The organism is Spirillospora sp. NPDC052242, assembly GCF_040679555.1.
Lineage (GTDB): Bacteria > Actinomycetota > Actinomycetes > Streptosporangiales > Streptosporangiaceae > Spirillospora.
In genome coordinates this window covers 48,257-67,525 of the sequence record NZ_JBFAUZ010000052.1, presented here as the reverse complement: position 1 = coordinate 67,525, position 19,269 = coordinate 48,257, and the positions used below count along the sequence as shown (strand labels likewise).

Annotated in this window: 19 protein-coding genes; 14 read left to right on the top strand and 5 right to left on the bottom strand. The window is 73.1% G+C overall.

The window, feature by feature from the left end; genetic code table 11:
* Positions 1-300 precede the first annotated feature (300 nt).
* From AB0L25_RS33280 to AB0L25_RS33240, 9 genes are read left to right on the top strand one after another with little or no spacing between them, the layout of a single operon-like run.
* Positions 301-1,413 carry an exonuclease/endonuclease/phosphatase family protein gene (locus AB0L25_RS33280; protein ID WP_500176723.1) on the top strand — a complete coding sequence of 371 codons (1,113 nt, stop codon included), beginning with the start codon at positions 301-303 and terminating at the stop codon, positions 1,411-1,413.
* Entirely contained in the window at positions 1,410-2,360 is a 951-nt protein-coding gene (locus AB0L25_RS33275; RefSeq protein WP_500176722.1) for a DUF6772 family protein, read from the top strand. The genes AB0L25_RS33280 and AB0L25_RS33275 overlap by 4 nt, the downstream gene beginning before the upstream one ends.
* A gap of 14 nt (positions 2,361-2,374) precedes the next feature.
* A complete protein-coding gene (locus tag AB0L25_RS33270; RefSeq protein ID WP_500176721.1) occupies positions 2,375-2,728 on the top strand; it encodes a hypothetical protein in 354 nt (117 codons plus the stop codon).
* 12 nt (positions 2,729-2,740) lie between these two features.
* Positions 2,741-4,261: an ABC transporter substrate-binding protein gene (locus AB0L25_RS33265; RefSeq protein WP_500176720.1), complete on the top strand. Its 1,521-nt coding sequence runs from the start codon at positions 2,741-2,743 to the stop codon at positions 4,259-4,261.
* Positions 4,258-5,319, top strand: coding sequence for a LacI family DNA-binding transcriptional regulator (locus tag AB0L25_RS33260; RefSeq protein WP_500176719.1), 1,062 nt, complete (start codon positions 4,258-4,260; stop codon positions 5,317-5,319). Before AB0L25_RS33265 ends, AB0L25_RS33260 begins: the two co-directional genes overlap by 4 nt.
* Entirely contained in the window at positions 5,319-6,245 is a 927-nt protein-coding gene (locus AB0L25_RS33255) for an ABC transporter permease (RefSeq protein WP_500176718.1), read from the top strand. The genes AB0L25_RS33260 and AB0L25_RS33255 overlap by 1 nt, the downstream gene beginning before the upstream one ends.
* Entirely contained in the window at positions 6,242-7,123 is an 882-nt protein-coding gene (locus AB0L25_RS33250; protein WP_500176717.1) for an ABC transporter permease, read from the top strand. Before AB0L25_RS33255 ends, AB0L25_RS33250 begins: the two co-directional genes overlap by 4 nt.
* 11 nt (positions 7,124-7,134) lie before the next feature.
* Complete coding sequence (locus tag AB0L25_RS33245) at positions 7,135-8,184, top strand: ABC transporter ATP-binding protein (protein ID WP_500176716.1); 1,050 nt, start codon at positions 7,135-7,137, stop codon at positions 8,182-8,184.
* A complete protein-coding gene (locus tag AB0L25_RS33240) occupies positions 8,181-9,233 on the top strand; it encodes an ABC transporter ATP-binding protein (protein ID WP_500176715.1) in 1,053 nt (350 codons plus the stop codon). The genes AB0L25_RS33245 and AB0L25_RS33240 overlap by 4 nt, the downstream gene beginning before the upstream one ends.
* Here AB0L25_RS33240 and AB0L25_RS33235 read toward each other — a convergent pair.
* The 5 genes from AB0L25_RS33235 to AB0L25_RS33215 all read right to left on the bottom strand — a co-directional run bounded on the left by AB0L25_RS33235 (position 9,218) and on the right by AB0L25_RS33215 (position 14,440).
* Positions 9,218-9,619, bottom strand: coding sequence for a phosphomannose isomerase type II C-terminal cupin domain (locus AB0L25_RS33235; RefSeq protein WP_500176714.1), 402 nt, complete (start codon positions 9,617-9,619; stop codon positions 9,218-9,220). The genes AB0L25_RS33240 and AB0L25_RS33235 overlap by 16 nt on opposite strands.
* Entirely contained in the window at positions 9,616-10,269 is a 654-nt protein-coding gene (locus AB0L25_RS33230; protein WP_500176713.1) for a TetR family transcriptional regulator, read from the bottom strand. The genes AB0L25_RS33235 and AB0L25_RS33230 overlap by 4 nt, the downstream gene beginning before the upstream one ends.
* 209 nt (positions 10,270-10,478) lie before the next feature.
* Complete coding sequence (locus tag AB0L25_RS33225; protein ID WP_500176712.1) at positions 10,479-11,708, bottom strand: acyl-CoA dehydrogenase family protein; 1,230 nt, start codon at positions 11,706-11,708, stop codon at positions 10,479-10,481.
* 111 nt (positions 11,709-11,819) lie between these two features.
* Entirely contained in the window at positions 11,820-12,803 is a 984-nt protein-coding gene (locus AB0L25_RS33220) for a glucosyl-3-phosphoglycerate synthase (RefSeq protein WP_500176711.1), read from the bottom strand.
* Between the two features lie 203 nt (positions 12,804-13,006).
* Positions 13,007-14,440: a helix-turn-helix domain-containing protein gene (locus AB0L25_RS33215; RefSeq protein ID WP_500176710.1), complete on the bottom strand. Its 1,434-nt coding sequence runs from the start codon at positions 14,438-14,440 to the stop codon at positions 13,007-13,009.
* 150 nt (positions 14,441-14,590) lie between these two features.
* On the opposite strand from AB0L25_RS33215, the gene aceA reads away from it, so the two are divergent.
* The 5 genes from aceA to AB0L25_RS33190 all read left to right on the top strand — a co-directional run bounded on the left by aceA (position 14,591) and on the right by AB0L25_RS33190 (position 19,267).
* A complete protein-coding gene (gene aceA, locus AB0L25_RS33210) occupies positions 14,591-15,874 on the top strand; it encodes an isocitrate lyase (RefSeq protein ID WP_500176709.1) in 1,284 nt (427 codons plus the stop codon).
* 194 nt (positions 15,875-16,068) lie between these two features.
* On the top strand, positions 16,069-16,431 hold the full coding sequence (locus AB0L25_RS33205; RefSeq protein ID WP_500176708.1) for a M1 family aminopeptidase: 363 nt from the start codon (positions 16,069-16,071) through the stop codon (positions 16,429-16,431).
* A gap of 161 nt (positions 16,432-16,592) precedes the next feature.
* A complete protein-coding gene (locus tag AB0L25_RS33200; RefSeq protein WP_500176707.1) occupies positions 16,593-17,315 on the top strand; it encodes an ABC transporter permease in 723 nt (240 codons plus the stop codon).
* A gap of 22 nt (positions 17,316-17,337) precedes the next feature.
* Positions 17,338-18,123 carry an ABC transporter permease gene (locus tag AB0L25_RS33195; protein ID WP_500176726.1) on the top strand — a complete coding sequence of 262 codons (786 nt, stop codon included), beginning with the start codon at positions 17,338-17,340 and terminating at the stop codon, positions 18,121-18,123.
* A gap of 79 nt (positions 18,124-18,202) precedes the next feature.
* Entirely contained in the window at positions 18,203-19,267 is a 1,065-nt protein-coding gene (locus AB0L25_RS33190; RefSeq protein ID WP_500176706.1) for an ABC transporter ATP-binding protein, read from the top strand.
* Positions 19,268-19,269 lie beyond the last annotated feature (2 nt).

The following is a 19,269-nucleotide window of genomic DNA, read 5'->3' as shown; positions in this document are numbered from 1 at the left end:
TCTGCTCTTCTCGTGTGTCGAGTTACACACCCACCCCACCCCCTGCGGGCGCCGGCGGCCCCGGCGCGCCGCCGGCGCCCCCGCCCCCCGCGCGGCCGCGGGCCGCTCCGCGTTCCGGCGCCGGCGCCGCCGATCGCGGGCGGATCCGGGCACGCCGACGGCCCGGCCGTCCGCTCGTTGGGATGGCCGGGCCGATTTCGTTTCGGCTCTTGACAGGCGGACGACGAGACATCGATGGTGTGTGAACGATCACGTTAACGTTAATGTGACGCAGCCGACATGGGAAGGCCCCCCAGCGACATGAGGAAACCCCGTCCCCCCGCCCGCTCGACCGCCGCGCGGCTGGCCGCCGTGCTCGCCGCCGCCGGGTGCGGCGCGGCGCTGCTCGCCCCGCCCGCGAACGCGCAGCCCCGGCCGGACCGCCGCCACCTCGACGTGCGGATCGCGACGTACAACACCTGCGGGCACGGGTGCCTGCCGACCGAGCAGGAGTGCGTCGACACGATCGGCCGCGACTGCGCGACCAAGCTGGCCCCCTGGGCCGGCGGCCGCGCCGCCCGGGTCGCCGACGACGTCGCGCGGGCCCGCGCCGGGGTCGTCGTCACCCAGGAGATCGGCAACAACGCGACGCCGACGCAGCCCGGCGTGGACGTCGAGTCGTTCCGGGCGCCGCTGACCGAGGCGATGCGGGAACGCGGCTACGCCGAGGCGCCCGCCGACTACGCCGGAACCCGGCACCCGGTGGAGGGCTATCCGCTGAAGTCGGGAGCCGGGCGCTTCACCTACTACGACGCGCGCCGGTTCTCCCACCTGGACGAGCGCGGCCGGGAACTGCCGCACGACCTGCTGTGGCTTCCCGACTCCACCGAGATCTACGGCAAGACGATGACCTGGAACACCCTGCGCGACCGGCGGACGGGGACACGGTTCGTCGTCGTCGACATGCATCTGGAGTACCGCAAGAACGGCGCGACCGACCCGAACGGCTGGACGAAGAACTGGGACGAGGTCCGGTACGCGGACGCGCTCCGCACGGCCCGGTACCTCACCCGCGAGAACCCGTACACGCGGCGGCTGCCGATCGTGTTCGCCGGTGACATGAACTCCGCCTCGACGGCGGACGGCGCGAGCCCGCACGACGCGTTCGCCGACGCGGGCTACGCCGACGCGTTCGAGTCCGCGCCCGCCGCGCGGCGCTCGGGCGCCGAGTACGCGTCGTTCAACGGCGGCCGGATCCCGCTGCCGCGATCCGCGGACAAGATCGACCGCATCTTCGTCCGGAACGGAACGCGCGTCCTGCAGTGGACGCTCGTCCCGCAGACGGACGCGCAGGCCGGCGAACCGCGCGACCTGCTGCGATCCGACCACAACCTGATGCACGCCACCGTCCGGATTCAGGAGCCCACCCGATGAGCGTCCCCTCGACCGAGCGGTCACCGGCCGCGGACCTCCGGCGGGCCGACCCGGCCCTGTCCCGCTTCAACCCGCTGGACCGCATCCTCGTCCACGACGACTTCAACACCGGCACGCACGGCTGGATCGAGCTGCTCGGCAACTACGACGGGCACGGGAACCTCGACACCGTCGACGACCACATGCGCGACTTCCGGCCGCCGCAGCTCAGCTCGTGCAACTTCTTCGACGTCGGCACGCACGGCGCGATGTCGGGGACGTACGCGCTGAAGGTCGCCACGCGCCCGCTGGCCGGGCACACCGGGGTCGCGATCCGGCGGCTCACGATGGCCGGGCGGGGCCGCGTCCAGTTCGAGGCGTACCTGACGTTCAAGACGGAGGCGGCGTCGGAGGAGAACCGGGCGGCCGACAAGGCCGGCGCCGGGCCGTGGGACGCGAACCTGCACCCGTCCGAGCAGCAGTTCGGCGCCTTCACGATCGCGACCGACATCTGCGACGGCGTCCGGTACCACTGCGTCGCCCGCTACCTGAACACCGACCTGGACAACAACCTGCGCCGCGAGTGGGTGTACCCGACGGTGCCGGAGCCGACCCCGCGCGAGCACTTCGAGGGCAAGATCAAGCTCCCGCCGACCGCCGACTTCACCGCGCCGGACCCGGACGACTGGAAGCCGTTCGGCGGCCCGCAGGAGCTCTGCTACAACGAGGTGCCGACCAAGGTGAACTGGCACTACGTGCGGTGGCTGATCGACACGAGCACCAGGTCGAACGTCGAGCTCCAGGTCAACGACACCGTCTACGACATGCGGGACGTGCCCGTCCCCCCGTACGACGAGGAGTACGGGTCGCTGCAGAACCTGCTCAACTTCTACGTCTCGGTCAGGACGCACACCGACGTGCGGAACTTCCTGTACCTGGACTCGGTACTGATCTCGGTGGACTGGTGAGGAGCACCGGCACGATGCGCGAATCGTTCACGGCCGTCCTGGAACGCAACCGCACCCTGGCGGGCGAGTTCGCGACGGAACCCTACGAGGCGGCGTGGGCCGCGGAGGCGCGCTGGTTCGTCCGGACGCTGGAGCGGACGGGCGCCGCGACGCGGATGCGGGTGACCACGCAGATCTCCCCCGACGGGCTGCACTGGTGCGACCTCGACGCGGAGCGCGAGATCTCCGGCGACCTCGTGAGCTGGGAGTCGACCGGCTTCGGCGGCTGGCTGCGGCTGAAGGGCGTCGTCGACGGCGCCGCCGGCGGCGCGGACGGCGCGCAGGCGCCCGCCGCCAAGGTGATGATCTACCTCGCGCTGAAGAGCTGAGAGGGGACCGTCATGGACCTGCGCAGGCGCGAGTTCCTCGCGCTGACCGGCCTGGCCGCGTCGGCGGTGGCGCTCGGCGGATGCGGCCGGACGGGCGGGTCCGCGCCGGACGGATCGCTGCGCGCCGCGTTCGGGCAGCCGGTCACCGACCTGGACCCCTACAACGCGGGGACGGCGGTGGACGAGGCGTCGCTCATCGTCAAGCGGCTCGTGTTCGACACCCTCGTCCGGCACGAGGACGGCCGGCTGGTGCCGGGTCTGGCGACCTCGTGGAAGCGGACGGACGACACGACGTGGGTGTTCGACCTGCGTCCGGGCGTCCGCTTCCACGACGGGAGCCCGCTGACCGCGCGGGACGTCGTCGCCTGCGTGGAGCGGACGAAGGCGGTCAAGTCGGCGCAGTCCGCGCTGTGGGCGCCCGTCCGGTCGGCGCGGGCGGACGGCGACCGGCGCGTCACGTTCACGACGGACGGCCCGATGGGCACGCTGCCGGTGAACCTGACGCTGCTGTTCGTCGTCCCGGCGCGGCTCGTGGCCGACCCGGCGCAGAAGCGCCGTCCCGTCGGCTCGGGGCCGTTCCGCGTCACCGGGTTCACCCCGTCGACCGCCGTCGAGCTCGCCCGCTTCGACGGCCACTGGGGCGGGCCCGCCGCGCTCCCCGGCGTCTCGATGCCGTTCATCGGGGAGACGTCCAGCGCGATCACCGCGCTGCGCAACGGGGACGTCGACCTGCTGTGGCCCGTGCCGTCCGACCAGCTCGGCGAGGTGGAGGGGCGGCGCGGGGTCCGGGTCGAGACGGTGCCGAGCTGGACCTACTACCTGACGTGGTTCAACTGCGGCCGCGAGCCGTTCACCGACCCGCGGGTCCGGCGGGCGCTGTGGCAGGCGCTCGACCTGGAGGAGATCGTCGGGCGGCTGTTCGGCCGGGGCGCGGAGCGGATGCGCGCGCCGATCCCGTCGACGGTGTTCGGGTACGCCGAGCAGCCGCCGTACCGGCACGACCCGGCCGCCGCGCGGCGGGCGCTGCGCGACGCCGGCCTCGGGGACGGCTTCGAGACCACGATGATGTGGTTCGACGCGACCGGGCCGCTCGCCCGCGAGCTGGCCCAGTCGATGATCTCGGCCTGGGACGCCATCGGCGTCCGGGTCCGGCCGCAGAGCGTCGAGAAGGCCCAGTGGCTCCAGCGCCTCAACTCCCTCGACTGGGACATGGAGCTGCAGACCAACACCGTGACGACCGGCGACGCGGCGTTCACCCTCGGCCGCCTCTACACCTCCGAGGCCGACCGGATGGGGTACCGCAACGCCGAGCTGGACGCCGTCCTCGCCGCGGCGGGCGAGAGCGCCGACCCCGCGCGGCGCCGGGAGCTGTACGCGCGGGCGTGCGGCACCATCTGGGAGGACGCGGTCGGGATCTTCCCGGCGGCGCTGACCACCGCGTACGGCCTGCGTTCCGGGCTCACCGGGTTCACCGCGGCCGCCAACAACCAGCCCGACCTGTCGACGGTCGGGAGGAGGGCGGGAACGCCATGACACCGCGCCGCAGGGCCACCCTGCGCGACATCGCCGCCGCGCTCGACCTCTCGGTGAACACCGTGTCCCGCGCCCTCGCCGGCAAGGACGCGGTGAGCGCCGAGACCCGCGAGCGGGTGCGCGCCGAGGCGGAACGGCTCGGGTACGTGCCGAACACGATGGCGCGCTCCCTGGTGCAGGGGAACGCGATGACGCTCGGGCTCGTCATCACCAACCCGTCGAACCCGTTCTACGCCCGGCTGATCAGCGCCATCGAGGAGCGCGGCCGGGTGCACGGCTACGCGCTGATGCTGATGGTCACCGAGGACAGCGTCGACAACGAGCGCCGCGTGGTGGACGAGCTGATGCGCTGGGGCGTGGACGGGGTGCTCGCCGTGCCCGTCCAGCACGGGTCGGACCACTGGGCGCGGCTCGACGCGGCCGGGACGCCCGTGGTGCTCGTCAACCGCGACCTGCCGGGGCTCGAAGCCGACCTGATCGGCGTGGACTACTACGGCAGCGCGCGGCTGGCCACCGAGCACCTCCTCGCCGGCGGGGCCCGCGAGCTGTTCCTCGTCGAGGAGGACCTGGACATCTCCCCCGTCGCGGAGCGCGTCCGCGGGTTCCGGGCGGTGCTCGCCGAGCACGGCGTGCCGATCCGCGACGACCACATGGTCAAGGTGCCGACGCGGCGGCGCGAGACCAGCTCGCAGCCGTGGGACCCGATCGACTCCTACGAGATAGGGCGGGACCTCGCCGCGCGCATCGGGCCCGGCGCCGCCGTCCTGGCGGGCAACGACTACTTCGCGCTCGGGGTGTACCGGGCGTTCACCGAGCACGGGCTGAGCGTCCCGCGCGACGTCCGCGTGGCGGGCCACGGCGACCACGCCTTCGCCGCCTACCTGGCGCCGCCGCTCACGACGGTCCGGCTGCCCGCCGCCGAGGTCGGCGCCGCCGCCGTGGACCGGCTGCTGGAACGGATGGCGGGCGGGCCGGCCGCGGACGAGCCCCGGCGGACGCTGCTGCCCGCCGAACTGGTCGTCCGCGCGTCGTCCGCGCCGCCGGAGGGAGGGATCTGATGGGACGGTTCCTGCTGAGACGCGCGTGGCAGGCGGTGATCGTCGCCTGGGGCGCCGTCACCCTCGTGTTCGTCGTCGTCCGCGTGGTGCCCGGCGACCCGGCCGCGCTGATCCTCGGACCGGACGCCTCCGCCGACCAGCTCGCCGAGGTGCGGGCCCGCTTCGGGCTGGACGACCCCCTGTGGCGCCAGTACGTGGTGCACATGGGCGAGGTGCTGCGCGGCGACTTCGGCGAGTCGTGGCGGCTCGGCGGCGGCGCGATGGGCGCCGTCCTCGACCGGTTCCCGGCCACCCTGGCGCTGGCCGCGCTCGCGCTCGTCATCACCGTCGCCGCCGGGTACCCGCTCGGGATGCTGTGCGCCCGCCGGCCGGGCGGGATCCTGGACGTGCTGGTGTCCACCGGCTCGCTGGTCGGCCAGGCGCTGCCGTCGTTCTGGCTGGGCATCGTGCTGATCCTGGTGTTCGCGCGGCAGCTGAACTGGCTGCCGAGCACGGCGGGCGGCGGCCCGGAGTCGGTGATCCTGCCGTCGGTGACGCTCGCCCTGCCGTTCGTCGGATGGCTGGCGCGGCTCGTCCGCAACGGCGCGCTGGAGGAGAGCGGCAAGGACTACGTCCGCACCGCCCGCGCCAAGGGCACCGGCGAGGGGGCGGTGCTGTACGTGCACGTCGCCCGCAACATCGCCCTCCCGGTCGTCACCGTGCTCGGGCTGCTGATGGGCAACTTCATCGCCAACGCCGTGATCATCGAGGTCGTCTTCTCGTGGCCCGGCATCGGCTCGCTGATGGTCGACGCGATCACCAACCGCGACTACGCGGTCGTCGAAGCGGCGATCGTCACGATCACCGTGTCCTACATCGCGCTGAACCTGCTCGTGGACGTCCTCTGCGTCGCCCTCGACCCTCGTCTCACCCCGGAGTCGGCATGAGCGCACTCGCCCCCACCGCCATCTCCGTCCCGAAGGCCCGCGGACGGGCGCGCGCGCTGCCGGCGCGCGCGTGGGCCGGGCTCGGCGTCGTCGGCCTGTTCGTGCTGGCCGCGGTCGCCGGGCCGCTGCTGCTGCCGTACGACCCGGTGGCGACGGACCTGCCGCACCGGCTCCTGCCGCCGGGGTCGCGGCTCGCGGACGGGTCGATCGCCTGGCTCGGCACCGACCAGGTCGGCCGCGACATGCTGGCGACGCTGCTCGCCGGAAGCCGGGTGTCGCTGCTGGTCGGCGCGGCGACCGTGCTGATCGGCGGCGCCGCCGGGCTCGTCGCCGGGCTCGTCTCCGGCTACTTCGGCGGCCGGATCGACACGCTGCTGTCGCGCTTCGGGGACGTGCAGCTCGCGTTCCCGTCGATCCTGCTCGCGATCCTCATCGCGGGCGTCCTCGGCCCGAGCATCACCAACATCGTCATCACGCTGGCCGTGACCCGCTGGGTGATCTTCGCCCGGGTGGTGCGGGCGTCCGCGCTCGCCACCCGCGGCCTCGACTTCGTCGACTCGGCGCGCGTCCTCGGCGCGGGGCACGCCCGGATCCTGTTCCGGCACGTCCTGCCGTCCTGCTGGCAGCCGCTGCTGGTCGCCGCGACCGTGCAGATCGGCCTGGTGATGGTCGCGGAGGCGTCGCTGAGCTTCCTCGGCCTCGGCATCCCGCCGGACCAGGCGTCGTGGGGCGCGACCGTGTCGGCGGGCCGCGACTACCTCGGCTCCGCATGGTGGATCTCGACGATGCCCGCGCTCGCGCTGGCCGCGGTGGTCACCGCGGTGGGCGTCGTCGGCGACGCGTTCCGGGACCTGACCGACCCCCGCGCCCAGATCTGAGAGGAACCGCGATGACCGTTCCAGCCGTTCGTCCCCCGCGGCCGCCGGACGCCGCGGACGTCGCCGCGGAACTGCGCGACGTGCACATCGGGTTCCGGTCCGGGCGCGACGTCGTCCCGGTCGTCCGGGGCGTCGGGCTGCGGCTGCGGCGCGGCCGGGTCCTCGCCCTGGTCGGCGAGTCGGGCAGCGGCAAGAGCCTGACCTCCCTCGCGCTGATCGGCCTGCTGCCGCCCGGCGCCGAGATCACCGCGGGCGCCGTGCTGCTCGGCGGCGAGGACACCGCGCGGTTCTCCGCCCGGCGGTGGCGGGAGGTGCGCGGCGACCGCGTCGCGATGGTCTTCCAGGACCCGATGGCGGCGCTGAACCCGGGCTTCACGGTCGGCCGGCAGATCGCCGAGCCGTTCCGGCGGCGGCTCGGCCTCGGCAGGCGCGAGGCCCGCGACCGGGCCGTCGCGCTGATGCGCGAGGTCGGCATCGCCGACGCCGAGTCCCGCTACGACGACCACCCGCACGAGTTCTCCGGCGGGATGCGGCAGCGCGCTGTGATCGCGATGGCGCTGGCGCTCGGCCCGTCCGTCCTGCTCGCCGACGAGCCGACCACGGCGCTGGACGTCACCGTGCAGGCGCAGATCCTGCGGCTGCTCGCGCGGCGGCAGCGGGAGTCGGACCTCGCGACGCTGCTGGTGTCGCACGACCTCGGCGTCGTCGCGAAGGTGGCCCAGGAGGTCGCGGTCATGTACGCGGGCCGCATCGTGGAGCGGGGCCCGCTGGACGCCGTCTACACCCGTCCCGCGCACCCCTACACGCTCGGCCTGCTGGAGGCCGTGCCGGACGCGCGGGAGGGCGGGCGGCTGAAGCCGATCCCGGGCGCGCCGCCGGACCCGCGCCGCCCGCTGGGCGGCTGCGCGTTCCATCCGCGCTGCCCGTTCGCGACGGACGTGTGCCGGACCGAGGACCCGCCCGCCGCCGAGGACGGCGACCGCGCCGTCGCCTGCCACCACGCCGACGAGGTGACCGCGTCCCGGCCCGCGGCCGCACGGAGCACCGAGGAGCCACGATGACGACCACCCCGCACGACACCGCGCACGACACCGGGCACGTCCTGAAGGTCAGCGGTCTGGTGGCCGGGTACGAGCGGCCCGGACGTCACGGCTTCGGGCGGCGGCGGGTGCCGGTCGTCGCCGGGGTGGACCTGGCCGTCCGGGCGGGCCGGACGCTCGGCGTCGTCGGCGAGTCGGGCTGCGGCAAGTCGACCCTGGCGCGGGCCGTCGTGGGGCTGCGGCCGGCGTTCGCCGGTTCGATCGAGTTCGCCGGCACCGACCTGGCGTCCGTCCCGGCCCGGCGGAGGCGGCGGCTGAGCCGCGACCTGCAGATGGTGTTCCAGGACCCCTACACGTCGCTGAACCCCCGGATGACCGTCGCCGCCGTCGTGGCCGAGGGCTGGCGCGTCCATCCCGGGATCGTGCCGCGCGAGCGGGAGGCCGCCGAGGTCGCGCGGCTGCTCGACATGGTCGGGCTGCGACCCGACCACGGGTCGCGGCGCCTGCACGAGCTGTCGGGCGGCCAGTGCCAGCGCGTCGCCATCGCGCGGGCGCTGGCGCTGCGGCCCCGGCTGATCGTGTGCGACGAGGCGGTCTCCGCGCTGGACGTCTCGGTCCGCGCGCAGATCCTCAACCTGCTCGCCGACCTGCAGGACGAGCTGGGCGTCGCGTACCTGTTCATCTCGCACGACCTGGACGTCGTCCGGCACGTCGCGCACGACGTGGCGGTCATGTACCTCGGGACGATCGTCGAGCAGGGGACCGCCGCGGACGTGCTCGGCGACCCGCAGCACCCGTACACGCGGGCGCTGGTGTCGGCGGCGCCGTCCGTCCACGACCGGCCGGACCACGAAGCGCGGGAGATCGTCCTCGGCGGGGAGGTGCCGTCGCCGGCGTCGCCGCCGGGCGGCTGCCGGTTCCGGACCCGCTGCTACATGGCCGCCGCGGTGTGCGCGGAGCGGGCGCCGGAGCCGGTCCGGCGGGACGGGCTGCCGCAGGCGGTGGCCTGCCATTTCGCGGACGCCTCCGGCGGCACCGCCCCGCGCGGACCGGATCAGGCTCGGCCGTAGGAGTCCTCGAGGCGCTCGATGTCGTCCTCGTCGAAGTGCCCGAACGCGATCTCCATGACCCGGACGGCGGGGCCGTCCGAGCTCAGCCGGTGCGTCTCCCCGGCGCGGATGAACACGCGCTCCCCCACCTGCGGCAGGATGCGGCGGCCCGCCACCTCGAACACCGCGCCGGGGTCGAGGGCGACCCACAGCTCGTCGCGGTCGCGGTGCCGCTGCAGGCTGAGGCGCTGCCCCGGCTCCACATGGATGATCTTGACCGTGGACGGCTCGTTGAGCGTGAAGCGCTCGAAGCCGCCCCAGGGCCGCCGCTCGGTCTCGATCTCCGGCTCCGGGCGCAGGTCGGCGTCGGCGGCCGGGTCGGGTCGCAGGTCGGTCTGCACAGTCACCTCGGGGATTCTGGTTCGCGGAACAACTGCTGGGCGCGGGCGCCGGTCGCGGCGGCCGGCAGCCCGCCGAGGATGAGGTCGGCGAGGCCGTCCACCACGGCCTCCCTCGGCACCTCGGCGTCGTGGTCGAGCCACCAGTCGCCGGCGGTCTGCACCATGCCGACGATCGCGTGGCCCCACACGTAGGCGCGGGTCCGGTCCGTCATCTCGCCCTCGGCGATCATGACCTCGGCCAGTTCCCGGCTCAGGTCGCGGATCATCGTGCTCATCACGCTGTGCGTGGCGGCGTCCTCCGCCCCGGCCCGGTGCATGAGGAACCGGTACAGGTTGAGGTTCTTCGAGATCGTCGACAGGTAGCCGTCGATGGTGGACCGGGTGCGCTGCCGGATCGGATCGTCCCGGGAGAACTCCTCCCGGATCGTCCCGATCAGCCGGCGGATGTGCCGTTCGGCCAGCGCCTGGTAGAGGCCGCTCTTGTCGCCGAAGTGCCGGTACAGGATCGGCTTGCTGATCCCGGCCTCGGCGGCGATCGCGGCCATGGACGCCTCGGGGCCCTCCCGCTGGATGACCCGGTCGGCGGCCTCCAGCAGCGCGCGCCGGCGGCCGGGATCGCGCCTCGATCCCGGTCCGCCGCCCGTCCCGCCCGTCATGATCCGTTCACCGTACGCCCGGCCTGCGGGCGGGACGGCGGGAGGGTGACCGGAATCGGCCGGGACGGTCGGACATGCCCCGAACCGTATCGGGGGTGTTACCCGGTGACAACACCGCCGTCCCCGCACCGGTGAGGGCGCCGCCGGGGCGCGGACGCCCCGGGTTCGCCCGCGCGCCGATCATCGGCCGTCCCATCTCCCCGCCGCCGCTACCGGACCGGCAGACCGGTGACGGTGCGGCCGATGACCAGGCGCTGGATCTCCGACGTGCCCTCGAAGATCGTGAAGATCTTGGAGTCGCGGTGCATCCGCTCGACCGGGTACTCGCGGGTGTAGCCGTTGCCGCCGAGGATCTGGATGGCCTCCTCGGTGACGTACACCGACATCTCGCTGGCGATGAGCTTGGCCATCGAGCCCTCGGCGTTCTCGAAGTCCTTGCCGTTGCGGGCCATCCACGCGGCCCGCCACACCATGAGGCGCGCGGCGTCCAGGCGGGTCTTCATGTCGGCGAGCTTGAACGCGATCGCCTGGAAGTCGCCGATCTTCTTGCCGAACTGCTCGCGCTCGCGCGCGTACTGCAGGGCGTAGTCGTAGGCGGCGCGGCCGACGCCGAGGGCCATCGCGCCGACGGACGGGCGGGTGGTCTCGAACGTCTTCATCGCGGCCTGGCCCTTGGAGCTCCTGCCCTCCCGGGCCCGCGCGACGCGCTCGTCGAACTTCTCCTTGCCGCCGACGATCAGCCCGGACGGGATGCGCACGTCCTCGAGGATCACCTCGGCGGTGTGGGAGGCGCGGATGCCGTGCTTCTTGAACTTCTGCCCCTGCCGCAGGCCGGGGGTGTTCGGCGGGACGATGAAGCTCGCCTGCCCGCGGCTGCCCAGGTCGGGGTGGACGGACGCCACCACGACGTGGACGTCGGCGATGCCGCCGTTCGTCGCCCAGGTCTTGGTGCCGTTCAGCACCCACTCGTCCTTGGCCTCGTCGAACACCGCGCGGGCGCGGATCGACCCGACGTCGCTGCCGGCGTCGGGCTCGGAGGCGCAGAACGCGCCGAGCCGCACGTCGTCGGCCGTCCCGAACATCTGCGGGACCCACTCGGCGACCTGCTCCTGGGTCCCCACGGCGGCGACGGACGCGGCGGCCAGGCCGGTGCCGACGATGGACAGCGCGATGCCGGCGTCGCCCCAGAACAGCTCCTCGAAGGCGACCGGGATGCCGAGCCCGGTCGGCTCGAGCCACTGGGTGGCGAAGAAGTCGAGCGAGTACAGCCCGACCTTGGACGCCTCCTGGATCAGCGGCCAGGGGGTCTCCTCGCGCTCGTCCCACTCCTCCGCCGCGGGACGGATGACGTCCCGCGCGAACTCGTGCACCCATTCCCTGACCTCGCGCACGTCCTCGCTGAGCTCCAGCGAGAACGGCGCCGTCTCCGCACTCGTCATGCCAATTGACCCCTTCTCCAATAAGTCTGTGTTACCCACGGTAGCACCGCCTGGCGTTACCGCGGGTAACACCGTGGCCGGAGTCACAAGGGGACGTCGCGGGGGCCGGGGTCAGCGGCGGCCGGGCGTGACGGGCCGGGACGACGCGTAACCCGGCACCTCGATCATCGGCGGGCGCTCCCCCACGCCCATGTCGGCCGTGCGGGGATCGTGCCCGTCCGCGGACCGCCGGAACTGGGTGAGCGCCGTCGACGGGGCGCTCAGCGGGACCATCCGGCCGTGCCGCTCCAGCCGCGACCAGGCGGTCACCATGATCTGCCCGGACATGACGCCGAGCGCCTCGGTGCCCTGGTTCGTGTGCACCCGGCGGCCGAGGTCCACCTGCGCGATGGCGTCCAGCCCCGAATCGCGGTAGACGTCGACCAGCAGGCCGATCTCCACGCCGTAGCCGGTGACGAACGGGAGCCGTTCCAGCAGCGCGCGACGTCCGGCGTACTCGCCGCCGAGCGGCTGCATCACGCCCGCGAGCAGCGGCCAGTGCATATTGATCAGCGGGCGGGCGACCAGCTCGGTCACCCGCCCGCCGCCACCCTCCACGCTGCGCCCCCCGTCGACCAGCGGCCGGTCGTAGCAGGCCTTGACGTAGCCGACGGACGGGTCCGTCAGCAGCGGCCCGAGCAGCCCCGTCACGTATGACGAGGTGAACTCGCGCAGGTCGGCGTCCACGAACACGATGATGTCCCCGGACGTCACGGCGAGGGACTTCCACAGCGCCTCGCCCTTGCCGGACATGCGACCGAGGGCGGGGAGCACCGAGTCCTGCGCCACCACCCGCGCGCCTGCGGCGCGCGCCACGGCGGCCGTCCGGTCGGTGGACCGCGAGTCGATCACGACGATCTCGTCGACGAGCGGGACGCGCCGGACCAGGTCGCCGCGGATGCACTCCACGATGGTCCCGACGGTCGCCTCCTCGTCGCGCGCCGGCAGCACGACGCTGATCCTGCTCGTCCCCTTGGCGGCGAGCAGGACGTGCGGGGGCCAGTCCTCCGCCGTGCTCGTGCGGCGGCGCAGCCACGAAGCCACCTCAGGAAGCACGCGCTCTCCCTCCGACGACGAGCTCTGAAAACCGGACATCCCCCGGGAAGCACACCGGACACCCCAAATCATTCCCTGTCGGGACGACAGTGGACCAATCACCCTGCCGTGTCGGGGCGTGCGCCATCGTAAAAAGAATCCGGCCCGGCGGTCGCCACCTGGCCCCCGGCCGGGGGCCGGGAGACCGCCGGGCCGGGCGGGGGTCAGTCGGCGTGGCGGTCGAGGAACTCGTAGACGTCGCGGTCGTCCACGCCTGGGAAGGCGCCGGGCGGGAGCACGGACAGGACGTGCGAGTGCGCGCGGGCGGACGGCCAGGCCATGCCCTCCCAGCGGTCGGCGAGGGCCTTGGGCGGGCGCTGGCAGCAGTCGCCGTCCGGGCAGGCCGATTTGACGCGGCGGGTCGTCTCCCGGCCGCGGAACCAGCGGGAGTCCTCGAAGCGGACGCCGAGCGTGATCGCGAAGTCGCGCTCGTGGCTGGGGTCGATGTGCGACAGGCACCAGTACGTCCCGTTCGGGGTGTCGGTGTACTGGTAGTAGACGGAGAAGCGGTCCTCGGCGCCGAACACGTGGCGGCCCGCCCACTGGCGGCACATCCGCTGGCCCTCGATCGCGCCGTCCTCGTCCTGCGGGAACTCCAGCCCGTCGTTGGCGTACGCCTTGTAGATCGTGCCGCTCTCGTCGTTCTTGGTGAAGTGCAGCTGCAGCCCGAGGTGGTGGGTGGCGATGTTGGTGAAGCGGTGCGCGGCCATCTCGTAGGAGACGGAGAAGACGTCGGCGAGGTCCTCGACGGAGAGCTCCCGGGCGGCCTTGGCCTCCTGCAGGAACGGGACGACGCTGCGCTCGGGCATCAGGATCGCGGCGCCGAAGTAGTTCGCCTCGACGCGCTGCCGCAGGAAGTCGGCGAAGTCGCGGGGCTGGTCGTGGTCGAGCGCGATGTGCCCGAGGGTCTGCAGCAGGATCGTCCGGGGGGTGTGCATGCCGAGCTGCTCGCGCTCGAGGTAGATGCGGCGGTTGCGCAGGTCGGTGACGGACCGGACGGAGCGCGGCAGGTCCTGCACGTACTGCAGGCTGAAGCCGAAGTGCCCGACCAGCGACATGAGGGTGCCCTGGGAGACGGCGCGGCCCCGGTACCCGACGGCGTCGAGCGTCTGCGCGGCGATCTTCTCGATGTCGGGGAAGTGGTTGCCGCGCTCGTGCATCTGGCGGCGCAGCTCCGCGTTGGCCTTGCGCGCCTCCTCGGGGCTCGCGGTGGGCTTGGTGCGGCTGCGCTTCAGCTCCCCGTAGAGGGCGAGGATGTGCTCGATGACCTCGTTCGGCATGCGCTTGCCGACCTTGAGGTGCGACAGGCCGAGCGTCCGGTAGAGGGGGTCGCGCTGCGCCTCCTCGAGGGCGATCTCGAGCTGGGCGCGGCGGCTGGGCGGCTGGCGGCGCAGCAGCTCCTCGACGGGGCACTCCAGCGCGGCCGCGAGGGCCTGCAGCAGCGACAGCTTGGGCTCGCGCCGTCCGTTCTCCAGCAGGGAGAGCTGGGACGGGGCGCGGCCGACGCGCTCGCCGAGCTCGGCGAGGGTCAGGCCGCGGGCGCGCCGCAGGTGGCGGAGCCGCTGCCCGAAGGTGACGAGGTCTACGTCGCTCGTCAAGTTGAGGGGTTCTTCTGGCTGCAAGGTCGTCACGGCTTCATATTAGCGGAAATTTCGCAGTTCTTCTGTTACTCGCGAGTTCATTAGGGCTGGCGAATCGGGGCATAGTCGTCTCCAAGCACCCAGGGGACGACACGGAAGGGCAGAACAATGAGCGACAGTCGCCTCAAGGGCGCAGCCGAGGAGCTGCGGCGTCAGTGGGAGACCGACGCCCGCTGGAAGGGCATCGAGCGGACCTACACGGCCGAGGACGTCGTCCGGATCCGCGGGTCGGTCCAGGAGGAGCACACGCTCGCGCGCCTCGGCGCCGAGCGCCTGTGGAAGCTGCTGCACGAGGAGGACTACGTCCACTCGCTCGGCGCGCTCACCGGAATGCAGGCCGTCCAGCAGGTGAAGGCCGGCCTGAAGGCCATCTACCTGTCCGGCTGGCAGGTCGCGGCGGACGCCAACCTGGCGGGCCAGACCTACCCGGACCAGAGCATCTACCCGGCGAACTCGGTTCCGGCCGTCGTGCGCCGCATCAACAACGCGCTGCTGCGCGCCGACCAGGTCCAGTGGGCCGAGGGCGAGGGCGACACCCACTTCCTCGCCCCGATCGTGGCCGACGCCGAGGCCGGCTTCGGCGGCGTCCTGAACGCCTTCGAGCTGATGAAGGGCATGATCGCCGCGGGCGCCGCGGGCGTGCACTGGGAGGACCAGCTCGCGTCCGAGAAGAAGTGCGGCCACCTCGGCGGCAAGGTCCTCATCCCGACCTCGCAGCACATCAAGACCCTCAACACGGCCCGTCTCGCGGCCGACATCTCCAACGTTCCCTCGCTGATCATCGCGCGGACCGACGCCGAGGCCGCGACCCTGATCACGACGGACGTGGACGAGCGCGACCGCGAGTTCATCACCGGCGAGCGCACCGCCGAGGGCTTCTACCGGGTCCGCAACGGCATCGAGCCCTGCATCGCCCGCGCCAAGGCCTACGCGCCGTACTCCGACCTCATCTGGATGGAGACCGGCACCCCGGACCTGGAGCAGGCCCGCAAGTTCGCCGAGGCGGTCAAGGCCGAGTACCCGGACCAGATGCTCGCCTACAACTGCTCGCCGTCCTTCAACTGGAAGGCGCACCTGGACGACTCCACCATCGCCAAGTTCCAGCGCGAGCTCGGCCACATGGGGTTCAAGTTCCAGTTCATCACCCTGGCGGGCTTCCACGCGCTCAACTACGGCATGTTCGACCTGGCCCACGGCTACGCCCGCGAGGGCATGACGGCCTACGTCGACCTGCAGGAGCGCGAGTTCGCCGCGGCGGAGAAGGGCTTCTCCGCGGTCAAGCACCAGCGCGAGGCCGGCACCGGCTACTTCGACATGGTCAGCACCGCGATCGCGCCGGACTCGTCGACCACCGCCCTGAAGGGTTCCACCGAAGAGGGCCAGTTCCACTGATCCTCGCCGGCTGACCCTTCCTCCCCCACGGAAGGCCCCCGCGTTCCTACACCCGCGGGGGCCTTTCCGTGTCTCTGGACAATTCAGACGACATCACGGACACGAGCCTCCACTTCCGGCACCGCCCTCGACAGCGGCCGCGAAGAAAGTCATCGTCGTCTCCGTTGATGATCTCTGTTCAGGGAGAATCTCCGATGGCGATGCGCCGCACCCGGCACGCCGTGGCGGACCAGGCCCGGGCGGTGTACGCGGCGCGCCCGTTCCCGGACCGGGAGGGCCGCCCGTTCTGGTCGGTCGTCACGGCCGACCCGCGGCGCGACACCATGTTCAACGCGCGGGTCTACAGCGGCGGCGCCATGGCGCTGCAGTTCCTCCGCGAGAAGATCGGCCACGACGCGTTCATGAGGCTGCTGCGGACCTGGTACGCGACCCACAAGGACGGGAACGCGACCACCGCGCAGTTCACCGCCCTGGCGAAGAAGGTCTCCGGCCAAGACCTGGACGCGTTCTTCAAGTCCTGGATCTACTCCGCGACCAGGCCCGCCCTCCCCGAGTAGGCGTCCGCCCGCCGGCGGGCCCCGGCGCCGATCACCGGGGCCTGTCTCGCGAAACCCGTGGCCCCGACGTTCCGCGACGTTTAGGCTCTCGGCAAGTGGGCGTTCTTCCCTGGGTCTGCTTGTACGGCTACCGCCGTCACACCGCATATCCGCTCGCCTCCGTGGCGGAGGCGGTCACCAACACGGTCTTCGGTTTCATCCGCGCGTACGTCCTGCTGGCGCTGTGGGACGCGCGGCCGGGCCTCGGCGGGTACGACGCGGCCGACGCCGTCACCTTCTGCTTCCTCACCCAGGCGCTCATCGGGCCCGTCCAGATCTTCGGCGGGATGGAGCTGAGCCGGCGGATCCGGGACGGCGACGTGGCGATCGATCTGCACCGTCCCGTCGGCCTGCAGGCGTGGTGGCTCGCGGACGACCTGGGCCGTGCGGCCGCGGCGCTGCTGCTGCGCGGCGGGCCGCCGCTGCTGGCGGGGGCGCTGGTGTTCCCGTTCCGGTGGCCGGGCCCGGCCGCGTCGGCGGCGTTCGCGGTGTCGCTCGTCCTGGCGTTCCTCGTCGGGTTCGCGCTGCGCTACCTGGTGGCGCTGGGGGCGTTCTGGCTGCACGACGACCGCGGGCTGAGCACGGTCGCGACGGTGATGTCGCTGTTCTTCTCCGGGATGATCCTGCCGCTGGTGGTGTTCCCCGGCGCGTTCGGCGACGTCGCGGCGGCGCTGCCGTGGTCGGCGCTGGTCCAGGTGCCGGCCGACGTGTGGCTGGGCCGCGGCGCCGGCGCGGACGTCGCGGCCGCGCTGGCGTTCCAGGCCGGCTGGGCGGCGCTGCTGCTCGCGTGCGGGGCGCTGCTCACCCGGGCGGCGCGGCGGAAGCTGGTGGTGCACGGTGGCTGATCCGGTGACGCGCGAGGTGCGCATGTACGCGCTGCTGGCGTGGACGTGGGTCCGCGCCGCGGCGCAGTACCCGGTGTCGCTCGGCCTGATGGTGGTCGCCACGGCGGCCATCACCGGGCTGGACGCGCTCGCGATCGTGCTGCTGTTCGCGCACGCCGAGAGCATCGCTGGGTTCCGCGCGGAGGAGGTCCTGTTCCTGTACGGGACGTCCGCGCTGTCGTTCGCGCTGTCGGACTGCGTCCTCGGCACCGCCGACCGGCTCGGCGAGCACGTGCGGAACGGGACGCTGGACGCGATGCTGGTGCGGCCGGTGAGCCCGCTGGTGCAGGTCGCGACGGAGGAGTTCACGCCCCGCCGCGTCGGCAAGCTCGTCCCGGCCGCGCTCGTCCTGGCGTTCGCGCTGCCGCGGCTGGAGGCGGACTGGACGCCCGGCCGGGCGGCGATGATCCCGCTGATGGTGGCGGCCGGCACGGCGATCTTCGCGGGCCTGTGGGTGATGGTGGGCGCGGCGCAGTTCTTCCTCGTCGAGAGCCACGGGGCGACCAAGGCGATCACCTACGGGGGCGCGTTCCTGACGCAGTATCCGCCGACGATGTTCGCCCGCGACCTCGTGCGCGGGGCGACGTTCGTCGTGCCGCTCGCGTTCGTGAACTGGCAGCCCGCGCTGTACGTCCTGGACCGTCCCGATCCGCTGGGGCTGCCGGACGCGGCGCGGTTCGCCTCGCCCGCCGTCGCCCTCGCGGTGTGCGCGGCGGCGGCGCTCGCGTGGCGGGCGGGGCTGCGGCGCTACCGGTCGACGGGCAGCTGAAGGAGCCGGGCGGCCGAGCCGCCCGAACGGAACGCACGTACGGAGAACGACGGGGCGAGAGGACCGAGGGAGCAACGAGATGGGCGGGGACGAAGGGGGCGGCGCGATGATCGTCGCCGAGCGGGTCGGCAAGTCGTTCACCGTGCGCGCGCGGCGCGACGGCCGCCGCCGGCGCGTCCGCACGGCGGTGCGGGCGGTGGACGACGTCTCGTTCACCGTCGGGCGGGGCGAGTTCGTCGGGTACCTCGGCCCGAACGGCGCGGGGAAGTCCACGACGATCAAGATGCTGACGGGCATCCTGACGGCCTCGTCCGGGACGCTGCGCGTGTGCGGGCTGGACCCGTCGCGGCGGCGCACGACCCTCGCCCGCCGGATCGGGGTGGTGTTCGGGCAGCGCACCACCCTGTGGTGGGACCTGCCGCTGCGCGACAGCCTGGCGCTCGTCCGGAAGCTCTACGGGGTCGAGCCGGAGGCGCACCGGACGCGGCTCGCGGAGCTGACGGGGCTGCTGGAGCTGGGCCCGTTCCTCGACACGCCGGTGCGGCAGCTCAGCCTGGGCCAGCGGATGCGGGGCGACCTGGCCGCGGCGCTGCTGCACGATCCGGAGCTGCTGGTGCTGGACGAGCCGACGATCGGCCTCGACGTGGTGAGCAAGACCACCGTGCGGGAGTTCCTGGCGCGGACGAACGCCGAGCGCGGCACGACGATCCTGCTGACCACGCACGACCTCGGCGACATCGAGCGGCTCTGCCGCCGCGTCATGATCATCGACCGGGGGCGGCTGGCGTTCGACGGCGGTCTCGGCGAGCTGCGCCGGACCGTGGACGCCGACCGGATGCTGGTCGTCGAGCTGGCGCGGCCCGGCCCGCCGATCACGGTGGACGGCGCCGGGCCGGAGCGGGTCGCGGCCGAGCGGACCGAGGGCCCGCGGCAGTGGCTGCGGCTGCCCCGGTCGGCCAACGCGGCGGCGGTGGTCGCCGCGATCGCGCGCGACCACGACGTCCGCGACATCGCGCTGCGGGAGGCCGGCATCGAGGACGTCCTGGCGGGCCTGTACCGCGGGGAGCACGCCTACGTCGCTCCCGGGGCCGCGGAGCCCGGGGCGCCCGGCGCCGGATCCGCCGAGGCGCTCGCCGCCGAGTGACC

What these genes read in the sequence shown, in the direction of transcription:
- AB0L25_RS33280 (WP_500176723.1), top strand. Translation starts at nt 301, where the DNA reads ATGAGGAAACCCCGTCCCCCCGCCCGCTCGACCGCCGCGCGGCTGGCC.
- AB0L25_RS33275 (WP_500176722.1), top strand. Translation starts at nt 1,410, where the DNA reads ATGAGCGTCCCCTCGACCGAGCGGTCACCGGCCGCGGACCTCCGGCGG.
- AB0L25_RS33270 (WP_500176721.1), top strand. Translation starts at nt 2,375, where the DNA reads ATGCGCGAATCGTTCACGGCCGTCCTGGAACGCAACCGCACCCTGGCG.
- AB0L25_RS33265 (WP_500176720.1), top strand. Translation starts at nt 2,741, where the DNA reads ATGGACCTGCGCAGGCGCGAGTTCCTCGCGCTGACCGGCCTGGCCGCG.
- AB0L25_RS33260 (WP_500176719.1), top strand. Translation starts at nt 4,258, where the DNA reads ATGACACCGCGCCGCAGGGCCACCCTGCGCGACATCGCCGCCGCGCTC.
- AB0L25_RS33255 (WP_500176718.1), top strand. Translation starts at nt 5,319, where the DNA reads ATGGGACGGTTCCTGCTGAGACGCGCGTGGCAGGCGGTGATCGTCGCC.
- AB0L25_RS33250 (WP_500176717.1), top strand. Translation starts at nt 6,242, where the DNA reads ATGAGCGCACTCGCCCCCACCGCCATCTCCGTCCCGAAGGCCCGCGGA.
- AB0L25_RS33245 (WP_500176716.1), top strand. Translation starts at nt 7,135, where the DNA reads ATGACCGTTCCAGCCGTTCGTCCCCCGCGGCCGCCGGACGCCGCGGAC.
- AB0L25_RS33240 (WP_500176715.1), top strand. Translation starts at nt 8,181, where the DNA reads ATGACGACCACCCCGCACGACACCGCGCACGACACCGGGCACGTCCTG.
- AB0L25_RS33230 (WP_500176713.1), bottom strand. Translation starts at nt 10,269, where the DNA reads ATGACGGGCGGGACGGGCGGCGGACCGGGATCGAGGCGCGATCCCGGC.
- AB0L25_RS33225 (WP_500176712.1), bottom strand. Translation starts at nt 11,708, where the DNA reads ATGACGAGTGCGGAGACGGCGCCGTTCTCGCTGGAGCTCAGCGAGGAC.
- aceA (WP_500176709.1), top strand. Translation starts at nt 14,591, where the DNA reads ATGAGCGACAGTCGCCTCAAGGGCGCAGCCGAGGAGCTGCGGCGTCAG.
- AB0L25_RS33205 (WP_500176708.1), top strand. Translation starts at nt 16,069, where the DNA reads ATGGCGATGCGCCGCACCCGGCACGCCGTGGCGGACCAGGCCCGGGCG.
- AB0L25_RS33195 (WP_500176726.1), top strand. Translation starts at nt 17,338, where the DNA reads ATGTACGCGCTGCTGGCGTGGACGTGGGTCCGCGCCGCGGCGCAGTAC.
- AB0L25_RS33190 (WP_500176706.1), top strand. Translation starts at nt 18,203, where the DNA reads ATGGGCGGGGACGAAGGGGGCGGCGCGATGATCGTCGCCGAGCGGGTC.